The sequence below is a fragment of the Pseudomonas fluorescens genome, assembly GCF_018614775.1.
GTDB classification, from domain to species: domain Bacteria; phylum Pseudomonadota; class Gammaproteobacteria; order Pseudomonadales; family Pseudomonadaceae; genus Aquipseudomonas; species Aquipseudomonas fluorescens_BY.
This window is the reverse complement of record NZ_JAGGOF010000056.1, coordinates 1-16243: the sequence shown is the minus strand read 5'-3', so window position 1 is coordinate 16243 and position 16243 is coordinate 1. Positions and strand designations below refer to the sequence as shown.

Sequence of the window (16243 nt, the reverse complement as noted above, 5' to 3'; positions counted from 1 at the left end):
GGCAAACGTGTGCGCCGGCGCTTCGCGCTTCATTAATAGAAGCGTGATTGGGGCCAGCTATATTTATACGAGTGCTGCCAAGTCATGCAGTCTTCAATTTTTCAGCCACCACAAAGGGAGCGGCGGGTGAGTCTCACAGTCATTGCGCAGCGTATGGGTATCACGAGCTTTCAGCGCCTGGTGACTGGCCTTGTCTTGAGCACTTTACTGGTCGGTTGTTCCAGCACACCGTCGGGTAACGTGCGGGTGGTCGATCGCAATAACAATGCCGCGCCCCAGCGTCCTACTGTAACCACCGGCCAATACGTAGTCCGTCGCGGCGATACGCTGTTTTCCATCGCTTTTCGCTATGGCTGGGACTACAAAGCCCTCGCGGCGCGCAACAACATTCCTGCGCCTTATACGATTCACCCCGGTCAGACGATTCGCTTCGATGGCCGCAGCGGTTCAACGCCGACCGCCGTGGTCACCCAGTCCGGCTCAACACCTTCATCGTCGAGTAAAACCACGGTCATCCGTCGGCCGGCGGGCGCCGAAACGGCCAATTCACCGTCCGTCGCGAGTAAATCTGCCCCCGCGCCGATGCCTCCCGCAGGCCCCGCCCCGACCGGCTGGGGATGGCCTTCTAATGGCGTTCTCATTGGGAAATTCTCTTCAAACGGTAGTTTGAATAAAGGAATTGATATCGCCGGGGATTTGGGACAGCCTGTTTTAGCTGCGTCTGATGGCACGGTTGTGTACGCCGGGAGTGGGTTAAGGGGCTACGGCGAACTCGTCATCATCAAACACAGCGATACCTACGTCAGTGCCTACGGTCATAACCGCAGGCTGTTGGTTCGGGAGGGGCAGCAGGTCAAGGTCGGACAGACAATTGCCGAAATGGGGTCCACGGGTACAGATCGGGTGAAGCTGCATTTTGAGATTCGCCGACAGGGTAAGCCTGTAGATCCGCTGCAATTCCTGCCGCGTCGTTGATTTGCTCGTCAGCCTGTTCCGTCACGTAGAGGGAACAGGCTCCAGCGTTGCCAAGGATAAAGGCGTCGCTTGAGCTTGAGGTCGAACTCACCAAAGGACTATAACAATGGCTCTCAGTAAAGAAGTGCCGGAGTTTGACATCGACGATGAGGTTCTCCTGATGGAGACCGGCATCGCTATGGATTCGATGTCGAATGATGAAGGGGTCACTGCACCTTCCGTTCGTGCCAAATCCAAACACTCCGCTTCGCTTAAACAACATAAGTACATCGATTACACCCGGGCGCTGGACGCCACTCAGCTGTACCTCAACGAAATCGGTTTCTCGCCGCTGCTCTCCCCCGAGGAAGAGGTTCATTTTGCGCGTCTGTCGCAAAGTGGCGACCCGGCCGGTCGAAAACGCATGATTGAAAGCAACCTGCGCCTGGTGGTGAAAATCGCCCGGCGCTACGTCAATCGCGGGCTTTCCCTGCTGGACCTGATCGAGGAGGGCAACCTGGGCCTTATTCGAGCGGTCGAGAAGTTCGACCCCGAGCGGGGCTTTCGTTTCTCGACCTACGCAACCTGGTGGATCCGCCAGACCATCGAACGGGCAATCATGAATCAGACCCGGACCATCCGGTTGCCGATTCATGTGGTCAAGGAGCTGAACGTCTACCTGCGGGCCGCCCGTGAGTTGACGCAAAAACTCGACCACGAGCCCTCACCCGAAGAGATCGCCAACCTGCTGGAAAAACCGGTTGGTGAGGTCAAGCGCATGTTGGGGCTCAACGAACGGGTGTCCTCGGTGGACGTTTCCCTGGGGCCGGACTCGGATAAAACCCTGCTGGATACGCTCACCGATGATCGACCCACCGACCCTTGCGAACTGCTCCAGGATGATGACCTGTCCCAGAGCATCGACCAGTGGCTCTCCGAGCTGACGGACAAGCAACGGGAAGTGGTGATCCGCCGCTTCGGCTTGCGTGGCCATGAAAGCAGCACCCTTGAGGACGTCGGCCTGGAAATCGGCTTGACCCGCGAGCGGGTCCGGCAGATCCAGGTGGAAGGTCTCAAGCGCCTCCGGGAGATCCTGGAGAAGAATGGCTTATCGAGTGAGTCATTGTTTCAATAGTGGTTCATCACAATGAAGAAGGGCGCCAATCGGCGCCCTTCTTCATTTCGTGGGTGGAACCGGTGAAAGCAAGATGGCAATGAAACCCTGTAGGTTTGCTCCCACAGGTTTGTTGCTTGGCTGACAAGCGAGACGTTCACAATGGCTTGTTCATTCACTGTGGTCGGATCCAACCTGCTCCTTTTTCCGGCTCAGCTTGTAAGCCTTTGCCTACTATTGCGTAAGCGTTCGGTTTTTCCTCTGGAAGGATAGATGTTTATGAGGCGCGTAAGAAAACCGTAATTAACTGATTTTCAAGCAGTTTTATTTTGTGACCGACCCGTGACAACGCACCCCGACGACGTCCGGCTCAATTGCACGCGGCTGGGAAACCACTAATATCAGTCCTGTGTCGACGGACAGACACACCCGTCAAGGACGATGGGAATGGAAGGACATCGCAGGACGCGATTCATCAGGACGATGAAAAGGATTAAAGGGATTAGGGAAAAAATGTGGGCGGGTCAAACCGCCCCTTTTTTTGCCTGCGAATCGTGCCCATGCTCTGCGGGGGCATGCCTCTACGGACGCTCTGCGTTCGATCCGGCAACCCAAAAGCAAAAAAGCCCGCAAGGGGCCTTTATGCAGTAAGCAGGGCGATCAGCGCTCGAGGTCGGCGATCTTGCCAGGCTTGCCATCCCACTCTTCAGCATCTGGCAGCGGGTCTTTCTTCTCGGTGATGTTCGGCCAGATATCCGCCAGTTCGGCGTTCAGCTCGATGAAGTTCTCCTGGCCGGCTGGCACTTCGTCTTCCGAGAAAATCGCGTTCGCCGGGCATTCCGGTTCACACAGGGCGCAGTCGATGCACTCGTCCGGGTGAATGACCAGGAAATTCGGGCCTTCGTAGAAGCAGTCCACCGGACAGACTTCTACGCAATCGGTGTATTTGCACTTGATGCAGTTGTCGGTGACGACGAAGGTCATTTCTAGTTCTCTCCTCAGGCGGCGGCAGCGGATCCCTCTTCACGGTTGGGGTCGCCAGGTTCGGGAGCGATAGTCTGCAGGCCAGGCTAATAACCCGCAGCATCCCAAACCGCGCGAGATTCTAACAGCTTGAAAGCCTGTGCGTTAGATCCGTGACTTCAATGTGTAGAGTAAATCCAGCGCCCGGCGTGGGGTCAGGTCGTCGAGATCGAGCTTGGCCAGTTCGTCGAGCACCGGATGGGGCAGGCTGGCGAACAAGTCGCTTTGCTGTGGCACGGCCGGTTTGCCTTTGGTGGGGCGGGGCACCTCATGGGGCAGGCTGGTGGTTTCCAGCCGGCTCAGGTGCTCGCGGGCCCGGGTGATCACTTCGCTCGGGACGCCGGCCAGTTGCGCGACCGCCAGGCCGTAGCTCTGACTGGCCGGGCCGGGCAGCACGTGGTGCAGGAACACGATGCGCTCGTTGTGCTCGGTGGCGTTGAGGTGGACGTTGGCGACCAGCGGCTGGCTTTCCGGCAGCACGGTGAGTTCGAAGTAGTGAGTGGCGAACAGCGTATAGGCCCGCAGGTGGGCCAGGCGTTCAGCCGCTGCCCAGGCCAGGGACAGGCCGTCGAAGGTGCTGGTGCCGCGGCCGACTTCGTCCATCAGCACCAGGCTGCGCTCGGTGGCGTTGTGCAGGATGTTCGCGGTTTCGCTCATTTCCACCATGAACGTCGAACGCCCGCCCGCCAGGTCATCGCTGGAGCCGATCCGGGTGAAGATCCGGTCCACCAGGGACAGTTCGCAACTCGCCGCCGGCACGAAACTGCCAATGTGGGCCAGCAGCACGATCAATGCCGTCTGGCGCATGTAGGTGGATTTACCGCCCATGTTCGGACCGGTGATCACCAGCATGCGGGTGTTGTCGTCCAGGCTCAGGTCGTTGGCCACGAACGGCGTGGTCAGCACCTGCTCGACCACTGGGTGACGGCCTTGGCTGATGCGCATGCAGGGTTCGCTGACGAACCGTGGGCAGTTGAGGTCCAGGTTCAGCGCGCGCTCGGCCAGGTTGCTCAGCACGTCCAGTTCCGCCAGGGCCCCAGCGGTGTCCTGGAGCGGCGGCAACTGGCTGATCAGGTCTTCGAGCAGTGCCTCGTAGAGCATCTTTTCCCGGGCCAGGGCTCGGCTCTTGGCCGACAGCGCCTTGTCTTCGAACGCCTTGAGTTCCGGGGTGATGAATCGCTCGGCGCCCTTCAGCGTCTGGCGACGGATGTAATCGGCCGGGGCCTGCTCGGCCTGCTTGCTCGGCAATTCGATGAAATAACCGTGGATGCGGTTGTAGCCGACCTTGAGATTGGCCAGCCCTGTACGGGCTTTTTCCCGGGCTTCGAGGTCGATCAGGAACTGACCGGCGTTCTCGCTCAGCGATTGCAACTCGTCGAGTTCAGCGTCGTAGCCGGTTTTCAACACGCCGCCGTCACGGATCACCGCCGGCGGGTTATCGATAATGGCTTTTTCCAGCAGCGCAGCCAGGTCCGGGTAGGTGCTGGTGGTGCGCGCCAGTTGTTGCAGATGCGGCGCATCGAGGTCGGTCATTGCCACCTGAAGTTCCGGCAGTGCGCTGAGGGCATCGCGCAGGCGGGCCAAGTCCCGGGGCCGGGCGTTGCGCAGGCCGATTCGCGCGAGGATCCGCTCGATGTCGCCGATTTCCTTGAGCTGCGGTTGCAGCTGCTCGAAGCGATAGCGATCCAGCAGGCAGGTAATGGACGATTGGCGCGCCAGCAATACCGTGAGGTCCCGCAGCGGACGGTTCAGCCAGCGTGTCAGCAACCGGCTGCCCATGGCGGTCTGGCAACGATCGACCACCGACTGCAAGGTATTGTCGCGCCCGCCGGCCAGGTTGGTGTCCAGTTCCAGGTTGCGACGGCTCGCGCCGTCCAGCACCACCGTGTCGTCCAGGCGTTCATGGCGCAGGCTGCGCAAGTGGGGCAGGGCGGTGCGCTGGGTTTCCTTGGCGTAGGCCAGCAGACAACCGGCGGCGCCAATGGCCAGGGTCAGGTTTTCGCAACCGAAGCCCTTGAGGTCCTGGGTGGAAAACTGTTGGCAGAGACTTTTCAGCGCCGAGTCGCGCTCAAAATCCCATGGCGCCCGACGACGCACGCCACGGCGTTTTTCCGCTGGCAGGTCCTTGGGCCAGTCATCCGGGATCAACAACTCCACCGGGTTGACCCGCTCCAGCTCCGCCAGCAGGTTTTCCCAGCCCTTGATTTCCAGCACCGAGAAGTTGCCGCTGGTGATGTCCAGCACCGCCAGGCCGAACAGCCGCTCATCCCCCAGCACGGCGGCGATCAGGTTGTCGCGGCGTTCATCCAGCAGCGCCTCATCGCTGACCGTGCCCGGCGTGATGATGCGCACCACCTGGCGCTCCACCGGGCCTTTGCTGGTGGCCGGGTCGCCGACCTGCTCGCAAATCACCACCGACTCGCCGAGCTTGACCAGCTTCGCCAGGTAACCTTCCGCCGCGTGGTAAGGAATCCCACACATCGGAATCGCCATGCCCGCCGATTGCCCACGCGCCGTCAGGGTGATGTCCAGCAACTTGGCGGCCTTCTTCGCATCCTCATAGAAGATCTCGTAGAAGTCGCCCATGCGGTAGAACATCAGCTGATCCGGGTGCTGATTCTTCAAGCGCCAGTACTGCTGCATCATGGGCGTATGGGAGGACAGGTCGTTCACGGCGGTATTCATCGGTGTCAGGCAGGCTCGTTGAAAGGTGTGGGGCAAAAGAAGGGCCGCGGCCCGGCTTTTCCGCGATGGGCGCAAGGTTAACATGGGCAGTCCGGGACAACCCAGACGGAGTGAGCTACAAAGCCCGGAGGAGCGGCGCTTGCAGGAGCAAAACCTGTGGGAGCAAAGCTTGCTCGCGAGAGCGGAGTGTCAGCTTGCATGGATCTTGGACCTGCTGCCGTCTTCGGCATGAGTTACAGCTTCATCAATATGCACATTTATGCAAATCAGCATTTGTCTTCTGTCAAAAGAACAAGCACTATGCGCGTTATGCAAAAACGCAACGTTTCTACCGTATTAAGAGCATTGCTCGACCAGCACGGGATCTCCCCCACGGAGCTTCACCGGCGTACCGGCGTGCCTCAGTCCACCCTCTCGCGGATTCTCAGCGGCAAGATCGTCGATCCTTCGGATAAACACATCTCCAGGATCGCCGACTACTTCGCCGTCAGCACCGACCAGTTGCGCGGGCGCGCGGACGTTGCGCCTGCCGTTAACAGCCGTCGCGAGGAGTCGCATGCCGAGCTCAAGGACATAAGCCTGTGGGACGACGAAACACCCGTCGAGGATGATGAGGTGTCGGTCCCTTTTCTGCGTGAGGTTGAATTGGCTGCTGGATCAGGAAGATTCGTCATCGAAGAGAGCGAGCGCTCAAGCCTGCGCTTTGGCAAACGCAGCCTGCGCCATAACGGCGTGCAATTCGACCAGGCCAAATGCGTGACAGTACGCGGCAACAGTATGGTGCCGGTGCTGCGCGACGGCGCTACGGTCGGGGTGAATGTGGCCCGGTGCGGGATTGGCGATATCGTCGATGGCGACCTCTACGCCATCAATCACAATGGCCAGCTGCGGGTGAAACAGCTGTATCGGTTGCCCACCGGCATCCGCCTGCGCAGCTTCAATCGCGACGAACACCCGGATGAGGACTACACCTTCCAGGACATGCAAGAGGAGCAGATCGTCATCCTCGGCCACGTCTTCTGGTGGGGCATGTACGCTCGTTAACCCCTGCGCTGTCAGATAAAACTCGCCACCGGCGGGTTTTTTTTCGTCTTTAAAAATCCCCTGCTCCTGTGTTTGCGGGCCCTGATGCACACGTGCAAAATTAATGCATAAAAAAATGCATTTGTGCATTGACTGTATATGCATACATGCATATTCTGTGTCCAAGCCGCTCGACAAAGCGGCTGGCAACAACGCTCTTTAGTTCCAGCAGAACAGGCAGCGATGAACCGGCCTTGACGGTTCAGAGGGTTGGCAACTGACCCGGGTGTGCAGCGTAAAGCACCAGAAGCAGTTATCCGGCGGGCAGGGGCCGCGGTCGGAAAAACAATTTGAATGGATCCGTACCGCGCCAGTCGCGCCGAAAGATCAAGCGCATTACTGAAAAGCCTGGGCAACCGGGCTTTTTGAAATGCCTGCGCCGTGAGGTGCATTCAGACACATTACCGCCGCCAATGGAGGGCTTTCAATGCTGAGGGATTTCAGATGCGGTCACTGCAAACGACTTCTGGCCCGCGTGGGCGAGAACACCGAACTCCAGATCAAATGTTCCCGGTGTGGGACGTTGAATCATGGGAAGGCCCTTGAGCCTCGAGTTATCGCCGTCGAGCGAGGATATGCGGAATTCACCGCAAACCAATGCTCAACATCCATCGAGGTTACGAAATGAAACTATCTAAACCGCTTTTGCTGGCAGCAGCCATGTTTTTGTCATCGTTTGTATCCCTGAATTCCTGGGCTGACACAGCGCTGTCGTGGAATCTGGCCAGGGACATGTATTTGATGACCGAGCAGGCTCCTGCCGGTTCGCCATGGTCCTTCATGCAAAACAAGTCGGGGGTAAACGTCTCGGCCAACTACACATTGTTTCCGACGTTTCAGGCTGGGCAATGCAGCGGCAAGCCAACCACCTGCTGGCGCGATGATGTAACAGGCGCCTGGATTTCCATCCCCAACGAAAGCTTCACTTTCACCGGTTCGGGCACGAGCTTCGTGTTCAAGCAAGGCGACGTGGCGACCCATCCCGGCACCAATAGCCAGAGCATCTTCCGATGGGCGAGTCCTGTTAGCGGAAATATCAATGTGTTGGGACGTGTCAATGATCTGCACAACGCATGCGGAGATGGTATCGGCTGGTCGCTCAACCTGGGTGACACCGTGCTTCAGTCCGGGAGCCTGGCAAATGGCGGCAGCAGCACCTTCATGCTCAACAACGTCGCGGTCACTCCAACGTCTTCGCTATATCTGGTCATTGACCGCAAAGCCCACAACTCTTGCGACGCGACCAGCGTCGACATGCTCATCACTCGCTGATAGCGACTGAGCAATGCGTGCTGGCTTGAGCTTTACATCCAATCTGAATGGCTCGGGGTCTGCAATTGCGCCCTGAGCTCTCCAATTCTTCCCCCCAGGAGACGCGACATGACAAACGAGCAACAAGCGTTGCTGGACATGCCGATCTGGCTGGTCATCGTGCTCGCCCTGGTGGGCGGGGTGTCCGGCGAGATGTGGCGTGCCGACAAGGACGGCGCCCGCGGCTGGTCGCTGTTGCGTCGCCTGGCCCTGCGTTCCGGCGCCTGCGTGATCTGCGGGGTCTCGGCAATCATGCTGCTGTATGCCTTTGGCATGTCGATCTGGAGTGCGTGCGCTTTGGGTTGCCTGACGGCCATGGCCGGTGCCGATGTGGCCATTGGTCTTTATGAGCGTTGGGTCGCCAAGCGGATTGGCGTGGCGGGTCCAACTGACCGCGACTCCCACTTGGACCAACCCTAGAAACACACCTTGGAAACATCTGTCGCTGCAATCAAGCGGCAAGCATTCAACGGAACCCGCCATGCCCACTCTTTCTATCCACAAACCATCGCAGTTCTGTACGGCGATGGGCGAAGCGCTACGCGCCACTTTTCCTGAGTTGAAGGTCGGCAGTCGCCAGGACCTTGCCGCCGTCGGCGCCGACGCCTGGGTGTTGATCGCGCTTGACGGCGATGCCTCAGGCATACCGGCGAACGACGGTCGCCACTCCCATGCCTTGTCTGTGTCCCTGCAGTGTCTGCTGCCAGGGCGCCCAGACCTCGAAGCCTGCGATCTGGCCGCTGCCTTGCTGGACTTCATCGCGGATCAGCGCTGGGGTATTTCAGGGACGCAGTGTGATTTACCCACGACCCTCGTCGCACAACCTTCGACATGGGTCTTCGACGAACAAACCTACAACACCTGGGCCGTTTCTTTCGTCCAGACACTCTATTTCGGTCAACCCTTGCTTGAGGGTCCGACCGGTATCCCGCTGTTTGCCCGCACTTGGGAAGTCTCGGACATCGACGATCCGGCTCAATACACCGCACTCGAGGGCTGACCCATGCTGGATGCGTTTATACGTCTGCACCTGGAGCCGATCATCGAGCGCCTGGCCGAGATGGAGACCGAGCTCGAAGACCTGCATCGGCGGGCCGACAGCTTCTGTCGGATTGGCGTATGCCAGGAGGTCGACGCGGCCAGCAACACCTGCAAGGTCAGTCACGGCGACCTGCTGACGCCGGCGATCCGCTTCTTCAATCCGAGCGCCGGCGCCCAGAGCGAGTCGCGGATTCCCTCCGTGGGCGAGCAGTGCCTGTTGCTGAACCACGGCGGCGGTGAGAGCAGTGGGCAGTCGGTGGCGTTGTTCGGCCTCAACGGTGGTCAGTTTCCGCCCGTTTCGACTCAGGCTTCGCTGACGCGTCGCCTCTATCAGGACGGCACGGAAAGCGGCTACGACCACAGCGCCCATGTCCTGCGCTGGAAGAACGGCCCGGCGACGTTTGCCGGCGCTCGTGAATCCCTTGAACTCAGCATCGGCCCGTCGCGGCTGACGATGACGCCTGACTTCATTGCGTTGCAACAGGGCGCTGTCGGCCTGCGTCTCGACGCGTCCGGCGTGCACTTCAGCGGCCCGTTGGTTGACCACCAGGGCCGCGTCATCAGTACCGCATAAGAGTTTTCCCATGATTGGAATCGATCGCAACACCGGCGCGACGGTCGACGACTGGCTGCAGTTCGTGCAGCGCGCCACCCGGGCGCTGACCACGCCGCTCGGCACCCGACAGAAGCGTCCTTTATATGGCTGCGCGTTGACCCAGTTGCTGGGTCAGAACCTCGGCGACGACCTGCTGATGCTCGCTCAGAGCCACGCGGCCCAAGCCTTCTACAACCCGCACAACGGCATCAGCGACTTCGAACCTCAGGTCATTGTCGCCAGCCGTCAGGGGGCCGGGTTGTTGTTGCGCTTCGCCGGCACCTGGAAAAACCGTAAACAAACGTTCGAGGTGGTGACATGAGCATGTTGATACCCGGCCAGAATCAGTTGGCTGAACCGGCCATCGTCACGGTCGACGCGTTCGAGGACCTGCTCGCGGAGTTCAAGACCTTCGTGGTCGAGTACGTCGGCGCGCGTTCTCCCGAGAGCGCGGCCAAGCTGGTCGACAGCCTCGACAACGAAAGCGAACTGCTGACACTGGCCCTTGAGGCCTTCTGCATACGGCTGCAGACCCACGAGCGAAAATACAACGCCCGCATCAAGCAGATGCTGGCGTGGTGGGCCACGGGAACCAACCTTGACGCGCGCCTCGCTGACATGGGGCTTGAACGCCAGTTGCTCGACCCGGGCGATCCGGCGGCGTTCCCTCCAATTGCCCCGGTCTACGAGAGCGACGATGACGCACGGCTGCGCTACTACCTGGCACCCCATGCGCCGGCGGCGGGTTCGCGAATGCAGTATCGGAGAGAGATTTTTACCTTGGGTGAGCGACCGGTGGTGAAGGTGGAAAATGCTACAGCGGGGGTCGTGACAGTCACTTATACCTTCAACCCGGATGGTTACGCGGCGCAGGTCAAGGACGGCAACGGACGCCGGACTGCGCCTGGTGAAGTCACGGTGACGGTGCTGTCCCGAGAGGGCGATGGCACGCCGTCCGCGTCGCTGCTCAATGGTGTTCGCCAGCATTTCGACCGGCCCGATGTGCGGCCGGAAACCGACCGGGTCATCGTGCAGGCCGCACAAATCAAGAACTACAAAATCCGCGTCGTGGCGAAGATCAATGCCGGCCCGGACTCGGGCTTGACCCAGCTCGCCGCAGCGCAGCAGTTGCAGGCGTATGCCGAGGACTGTCATCGCCTGGAAGGTCGAGTCGACCCGAGCTGGATCGACTACACGCTGCACAGCGCGGGGGCGGTTCAGCTTGAAATCCTCGAACCGCTCGCGCCCATTGTGACGACGGCATTCCAAGCCCCGTATTGCACGGGCGTCGAGGTGGAGGTGGATACGTTATGAGTGATGGCACACCTCGTCCAGGCCTGTTGCCGGCCAACAGTTCAACGCTGGAAAGGGCGCTTGACCTGGGCTTCGCCCGGCTGCTTGAACGCATCGACCCACCGTTTCCCGAGCTGATGAACCCGGCGGCCACGCCGGTGGCGTTTTTACCGTATCTCGCGGCCGATCGTGGGGTCCGCGAATGGAGCACCGAGGCGCCCGAGCTTGAAAAGCGCCTGACGGTGGAGCTCGCGTGGCCTACCGCACGGCAGGCCGGGACGCGGAAGGCCTTGGAAAATGCCGCCAAAGGTTTGCAGTTGATGCCCGAAGTGCGCGCCTGGTATGAGCAGACGCCCCCCGGCCCGCCCTACAGTTTTTCCGTCCGGGCGTTTACCGAACAGCCTTACAGCGAAGAGATCGACGCCCGTCTGGATCGTCGCTTGGCCGATGCCAAAAGCGAGCGCGACACCTTGACGGTTTCGGTCGGCTTGAGTGCATTCGGCCGTCACGTCATCGGCGCCGTGACGCTCTGCGGCGAACTGACCACGGTGTATCCGATTGTCATCGAAGGGCTTGAAGCCTCGGGACCGGTCTTCATGGCCGCCGGGCTCTATAGCGTTGAAACATCCACTATTTACCCTCAGGGGGCCTGAATGGCTGACTATTACACCCTGCTCACCGATGCAGGCATCGCCTACGAAACTGCCTGCAAGGCGGCGGGCAAACCGATCAAGCTTTCGCAGCTTTCCGTCGGTGATGGAGGCGGCTCGGTCTACAACCCGGCCGCAACCGCCACCGCGCTCAAGCGCGAGGTGTGGCGCGGGCCACTCAACGCATTGTTCCAGGACGAGAACAACCCGAGCTGGTTGCTGGCCGAAGTCACCATCCCGCCTGACGTGGGCGGCTGGTATGTACGAGAGGCCGGGATCTGGACCGACACCGGGATCCTGTACGCGATTGTCAAATACCCGGAGTCCTTCAAACCGGTACTGGCAACGTCCGGCTCGGGGAAAGAGTTCTATATCCGTTCGATTTTCGAAACCAGCAATGCCGAGCTGGTGACATTGCTCATTGACGATACGGTGGTCAAGGCGACGCGTGCCTGGGTCGCCAGCTACGTGGCCGATGAGCTTGCCAAGCTCGACCGCAAACAGTCGGTGCGGGTGGCGACCACGGCCAACATTGTCTTGAGTGGTGCTCAGGCGATCGATGGTGTTGCGGTGGTTTCCGGGGATCGGGTGCTGGTGAAATCCCAGACCCTGGCGAAGGACAACGGCATCTATGTCGCCGCGAATGGCGCATGGGCGCGGGCGAAGGATGCTGATGCGAGCGTCGAGGTCACCTCGGGACTGATTGTTTCGGTGGAGGAGGGCGGGACGCTTGCCAATACGATCTGGCAGTTGATTACCGACGGCGTGATTGTGCTGGGCACTACGGCGCTGACGTTTCAGAATGTGACGCAGGGGTTTGCACCGCTCAATGCACCAGCGCTGGTCAACCCTACGGCTACCACGCCGGCCCAGTTTGATAACAGTACGCGCGTTCAGACCACGGCTTTTGCCAAGAAGATGGGCGTTGAATGGTCCAACTTCAATGCGGTCGGTGCTAGTACTGTGCTGGGGGTTGGAAGTGTGGGCGGCGTCGTCAGCGTGGCGGCTGCGACGGCAGCAAACATCACCCTGCCGCCTACCGGGCAGGTAGTAGCCGGTGCGGTGATTATGGTGCTAAGTGCGGGTGCCGGCGCCGTGACTTTGCTGGCTTCGGGCGCTGACCTTCTGACGAATGCAAGCGGTATAACCATTCCTGTTGTATTGGGGCAGGGTGATTCGGCTCTGTTTACGAGAGTGTCTGGTGAGTGGCGCTTGATTAGCGGAACGGTGGCGCTCAGATACAGCACCGTGATGTCGGGGCCGAACTGGACCACGCAACCTTTTTTTGATAACACCAAGTCGCTCGCGACAACTGAATTTGTACAGCGCGAGAAGGGCGGGTTTGCCAGCAGCGTGGCGATTGCTGGCGGTTCCGTCGCATTGACTAGCGCCCATGTTGGTACGCGTATCGAAATGTCGGCGCCGGGAACGCTTACGTTGCCTAAGGCCACCACGGTGCTGAAAGGCGCCTCAATCCTGATTACGACTTCTGCGGCTGTAGGCGGAGTTTTTTTGGGACTGCAGGCTGGGGACTCGCTGGCGATTAACAATGTGGCAGTTCCTGCGCCTTATGCCATGTCGAACGGCTCCGATATTTTGCTAGTGTCGGATGGAGTCCTCTGGCGGGCCCACGCGAGCCTTGAATGCTTGCGCACATCTCCACTTTTCGCCGCCTCTTTCGCCACTACCGGTTTTTCAAAGTCACCCGGTGGTGTCATAGAAATGTGGGGGCTTACGGGTGGTTTGGCTCCGAGTGCCATTGGATCGATTGTCTTTCCACAAACGTTCCCAAATGCCTGCCTGAATATTCAGCTGACCTACGTCGACAGTGGAACCCAGGCGCCCGCCACGCGAGGGGGGCCGGTGCAAGTTGGTACTTATACGAAAAGTGGTTTCAATTACTCTCATTCCGGCAGTTCTAGTTCTTGCCAACATTTTTGGCGAGCTATCGGTAATTAAGGGGCGTTATGAATTATTACTGTGCAGTTGACGGCGGTTTTTACAACTCGGCTTTCCATGAATTTATTCCAGAGGGCATCGTCGAGGTCGCTGATGAGCATTATGTGGCGCTGATCAAAGGCCAGGAGCAAGGTCGCCGCATTATATCGGACGATAATGGTTATCCAATCCTTGGCGATCCGCTAACGCCCTCGCTTGAAGCGTTGAGAATCATCGAGCGGCGATGGCGCGATGACCTTTTGTTAGCGTCCGATGGTTTGGTCTCACGTCACCGCGATGAATTAGAGGAGGGTATCGTAACGACCCTAACTTCCGAACGATACGTGGACCTGCAAGCCTACCGCCGCGCTCTACGAAACTGGCCGGAGATGGACGAGTTTCCGCTGATTGAGTATCGGCCGAAAGTACCGGATTGGCTGATTGAACAACCCCAATAAACGCCCCGCACCGACGGGGCGTTTTCTTTCCCATCAAATCCCGACAACACCAACAGCCCCTTCCCAGGGGCTTTTTCGTCTCTGGAGATCCAAAAAATGGCACCACGCCAAACCTACACCGTACTCCTGCCATTCCCCACCGGGGGTGGCCACTGGTCGAGCGTCGGCCAGGACCTCGACCTGCTCGACGTGGAGGCCAGTGCGTTACGCAGCGCCGGTCGCCTGGCGCTGAAAAAAATCGAGGCTACCGACGTGGCCTCCGCATCCAACCCGGCCAAAAAGGCCGCCACCAAGAAGGCTGAATAACCATGGCTGAGGTTTTGAACTTCGAGCACAACGGCATTACCGTCAATGCCACTGAATCTCCCGAGGCCATGGGTGGCCTGGGGGACAACGTCATCGGGTTGGTCGGCACCGCGCCGAATGCCAACCCGCTGATTCCGAAAAACACCCCGTTCCGCATCAACAGCTTCACCACCCAGGCCCAGTTGGACCCGACTGGCGTCGAGGCGGGCACGTTGTTCCAGGCGGTCTACCAGATCCTCAAAGTGGTCAAGGTGCCGGTCTACGTGGTTATCGTCGAAGAGGGCGCGACCCCGGCCGACACGCAGAACAACGTCATCGGTGGCATCGAAGCGCAGACCGGCCGCAAGCTCGGCCTGGCCGCGTTGAGCGGTGTTGCCGAAGACCTGACCATCATCGGCGCGCCGGGCTTCACCGGCAGCAAGGCGGTAGCGAGCGAGTTTGCCTCGTTCGGCAAGCGCATCAAGGCGCGCGTGGTGCTCGACGGCAAGGACGCCTCCGTCGCTGATCAAGTGACCTACAGCCAGGGACTGGGCGGTGCGGAACTTGGTTTCGACCGTTGCCTGGTGGTGCACAACATGCCGGCGGTGTACTCCAAGGCCGCGAAGAAAAACGTTTTCCTGGCGCCGTCGAGCCTGGCGATCGCCGCGCTCGCCAAGGTCAAGCAATGGGAGAGCCCAGGCAACCAGGTGACCTATGCCGAGGACGTTTCGCGCACCGTGGAATACAACATCCTCGACGCCTCCACCGAGGGCGATCTGCTCAACCGCTATGGCGTCAGCTACTACGCACGCACCGTCCTCGGCGGCTTCTCGCTGCTGGGTAACCGCTCCATCACTGGCAAGTTCATCAGCTACGTCGGACTCGAAGATGCCATCAGCCGCAAGCTGGTCAAGGCCGGCCAGAAAGCCATGGCGAAGAACCTGACCAAGTCGTTCATGGACCAGGAGGTCAAGCGCATCAACGACTGGCTGCAAACCCTGGTCGCTGACGAAACCATCCCCGGCGGCAGCGTTTACCTGCACCCGGAGCTGAACAGCGTCGAGAAGTACAAGAATGGCACCTGGTACGTGGTCATCGACTACGGCCGCTACGCGCCAAACGAACACATGATTTATCAACTCAATGCCCGCGATGAAATCATCGAGCAGTTCCTGGAGGATGTTCTCTAATGTTTACCAACCGCGTAAGACAGGCCATCGCGGCCACCCTGCAAGGCCTGCCGTTGTCGGCGACCGTGGAAGAGTTCACGCCGCCGAAGATCGAATTCGACATGGAAGCGATGGTCGGTGGACGCTTCATTGCCGAAGAAATGGCCAAGAGCGGCAAGGTGCTGAACGCTACCCTCGTACTGCAAGGGGCCGGGCCTGAAATCATGCTCGCCCTGGGTGTGCAACTGGGCGATGACATTCTGCTGAACGTGCGTGAAGCCGGCCAGGATCAGGATGGCACCACCTGGTTCACCTACCACACCGTCGGCGGCAAGCTCAAATCCCTGGCAGAGGCCAAGCTGAAGATGGGCGACAAGCCCACCACGACACTTGAGCTGGCTTGCCGCACCTACAACCGTCTCGAAAACGGTGTCCCGGTGATCGACATCGACGTGCGCACCCAGAAGTTCGTGCTCAACGGCGTCGACATCCTCGGCGATGCCCGCCGCGCGGTGTTGTTGCCTTAAACCTCAGTCGAGCACAGTCCCTGTGGGAGCGAGCCTGCTCGCGAATGCGGTCGTATATCAGACATTTTGATGCTGAATATACGACCGCATTCGCGAGCAGGCTCGCTCCCACAGGGG

Annotated in this window: 17 protein-coding genes and 1 pseudogene; 16 read left to right on the top strand and 2 right to left on the bottom strand. The window is 59.7% G+C overall.

The window, feature by feature from the left end:
* Window positions 1-126: 126 nt before the first annotated feature.
* Together J7E36_RS15980 and rpoS are read left to right on the top strand one after the other, a co-directional pair.
* Entirely contained in the window at window positions 127-975 is an 849-nt protein-coding gene (locus tag J7E36_RS15980; RefSeq protein WP_215004544.1) for a peptidoglycan DD-metalloendopeptidase family protein, read from the top strand.
* A 106-nt stretch (window positions 976-1081) separates the two neighbouring features.
* Window positions 1082-2089, top strand: coding sequence for an RNA polymerase sigma factor RpoS (gene rpoS / locus J7E36_RS15975; RefSeq protein ID WP_215004542.1), 1008 nt, complete (start codon window positions 1082-1084; stop codon window positions 2087-2089).
* Between the two features lie 639 nt (window positions 2090-2728).
* Here rpoS and fdxA read toward each other — a convergent pair.
* Both fdxA and mutS read right to left on the bottom strand, forming a co-directional pair.
* Window positions 2729-3052, bottom strand: coding sequence for a ferredoxin FdxA (gene fdxA / locus J7E36_RS15970; protein WP_215004540.1), 324 nt, complete (start codon window positions 3050-3052; stop codon window positions 2729-2731).
* A gap of 144 nt (window positions 3053-3196) precedes the next feature.
* Window positions 3197-5764: a DNA mismatch repair protein MutS gene (gene mutS / locus J7E36_RS15965; RefSeq protein ID WP_215004589.1), complete on the bottom strand. Its 2568-nt coding sequence runs from the start codon at window positions 5762-5764 to the stop codon at window positions 3197-3199.
* Between the two features lie 321 nt (window positions 5765-6085).
* On the opposite strand from mutS, the gene J7E36_RS15960 reads away from it, so the two are divergent.
* From J7E36_RS15960 to J7E36_RS15895, 14 genes and pseudogenes are all read left to right on the top strand, one after another.
* Window positions 6086-6820: a LexA family transcriptional regulator gene (locus J7E36_RS15960; protein WP_215004587.1), complete on the top strand. Its 735-nt coding sequence runs from the start codon at window positions 6086-6088 to the stop codon at window positions 6818-6820.
* Between the two features lie 466 nt (window positions 6821-7286).
* A pseudogene (locus tag J7E36_RS15955) lies at window positions 7287-7497 on the top strand (Com family DNA-binding transcriptional regulator).
* Entirely contained in the window at window positions 7484-8131 is a 648-nt protein-coding gene (locus J7E36_RS15950; protein ID WP_215004536.1) for a hypothetical protein, read from the top strand. Before J7E36_RS15955 ends, J7E36_RS15950 begins: the two are co-directional and overlap by 14 nt.
* Window positions 8132-8239: 108 nt before the next feature.
* Window positions 8240-8590: a phage holin family protein gene (locus J7E36_RS15945; protein WP_215004534.1), complete on the top strand. Its 351-nt coding sequence runs from the start codon at window positions 8240-8242 to the stop codon at window positions 8588-8590.
* Between the two features lie 61 nt (window positions 8591-8651).
* Window positions 8652-9170 (top strand): hypothetical protein, encoded by a 519-nt coding sequence (locus J7E36_RS15940; protein WP_215004532.1) that lies wholly within the window; start codon window positions 8652-8654, stop codon window positions 9168-9170.
* 3 nt (window positions 9171-9173) lie between these two features.
* A complete protein-coding gene (locus J7E36_RS15935) occupies window positions 9174-9785 on the top strand; it encodes a phage baseplate assembly protein V (RefSeq protein ID WP_215004530.1) in 612 nt (203 codons plus the stop codon).
* Window positions 9786-9795: 10 nt separating this feature from the next.
* Window positions 9796-10128, top strand: a complete 333-nt coding sequence (locus tag J7E36_RS15930) for a phage baseplate protein (protein WP_215004528.1) — start codon at window positions 9796-9798, stop codon at window positions 10126-10128.
* Window positions 10125-11120 carry a baseplate J/gp47 family protein gene (locus J7E36_RS15925; RefSeq protein ID WP_215004526.1) on the top strand — a complete coding sequence of 332 codons (996 nt, stop codon included), beginning with the start codon at window positions 10125-10127 and terminating at the stop codon, window positions 11118-11120. Before J7E36_RS15930 ends, J7E36_RS15925 begins: the two co-directional genes overlap by 4 nt.
* Window positions 11117-11752 carry a phage tail protein I gene (locus J7E36_RS15920; protein ID WP_215004524.1) on the top strand — a complete coding sequence of 212 codons (636 nt, stop codon included), beginning with the start codon at window positions 11117-11119 and terminating at the stop codon, window positions 11750-11752. Before J7E36_RS15925 ends, J7E36_RS15920 begins: the two co-directional genes overlap by 4 nt.
* Window positions 11753-13708, top strand: coding sequence for a phage tail protein (locus J7E36_RS15915; protein ID WP_215004522.1), 1956 nt, complete (start codon window positions 11753-11755; stop codon window positions 13706-13708).
* 8 nt (window positions 13709-13716) lie between these two features.
* Window positions 13717-14145 carry a phage tail assembly chaperone gene (locus J7E36_RS15910; protein WP_215004519.1) on the top strand — a complete coding sequence of 143 codons (429 nt, stop codon included), beginning with the start codon at window positions 13717-13719 and terminating at the stop codon, window positions 14143-14145.
* Window positions 14146-14241: 96 nt separating this feature from the next.
* Window positions 14242-14451, top strand: a complete 210-nt coding sequence (locus J7E36_RS15905) for a hypothetical protein (RefSeq protein WP_215004516.1) — start codon at window positions 14242-14244, stop codon at window positions 14449-14451.
* A 2-nt stretch (window positions 14452-14453) separates the two neighbouring features.
* Window positions 14454-15620, top strand: a complete 1167-nt coding sequence (locus J7E36_RS15900; RefSeq protein ID WP_215004514.1) for a phage tail protein — start codon at window positions 14454-14456, stop codon at window positions 15618-15620.
* Complete coding sequence (locus J7E36_RS15895; RefSeq protein WP_215004512.1) at window positions 15620-16126, top strand: phage major tail tube protein; 507 nt, start codon at window positions 15620-15622, stop codon at window positions 16124-16126. Before J7E36_RS15900 ends, J7E36_RS15895 begins: the two co-directional genes overlap by 1 nt.
* Window positions 16127-16243 lie beyond the last annotated feature (117 nt).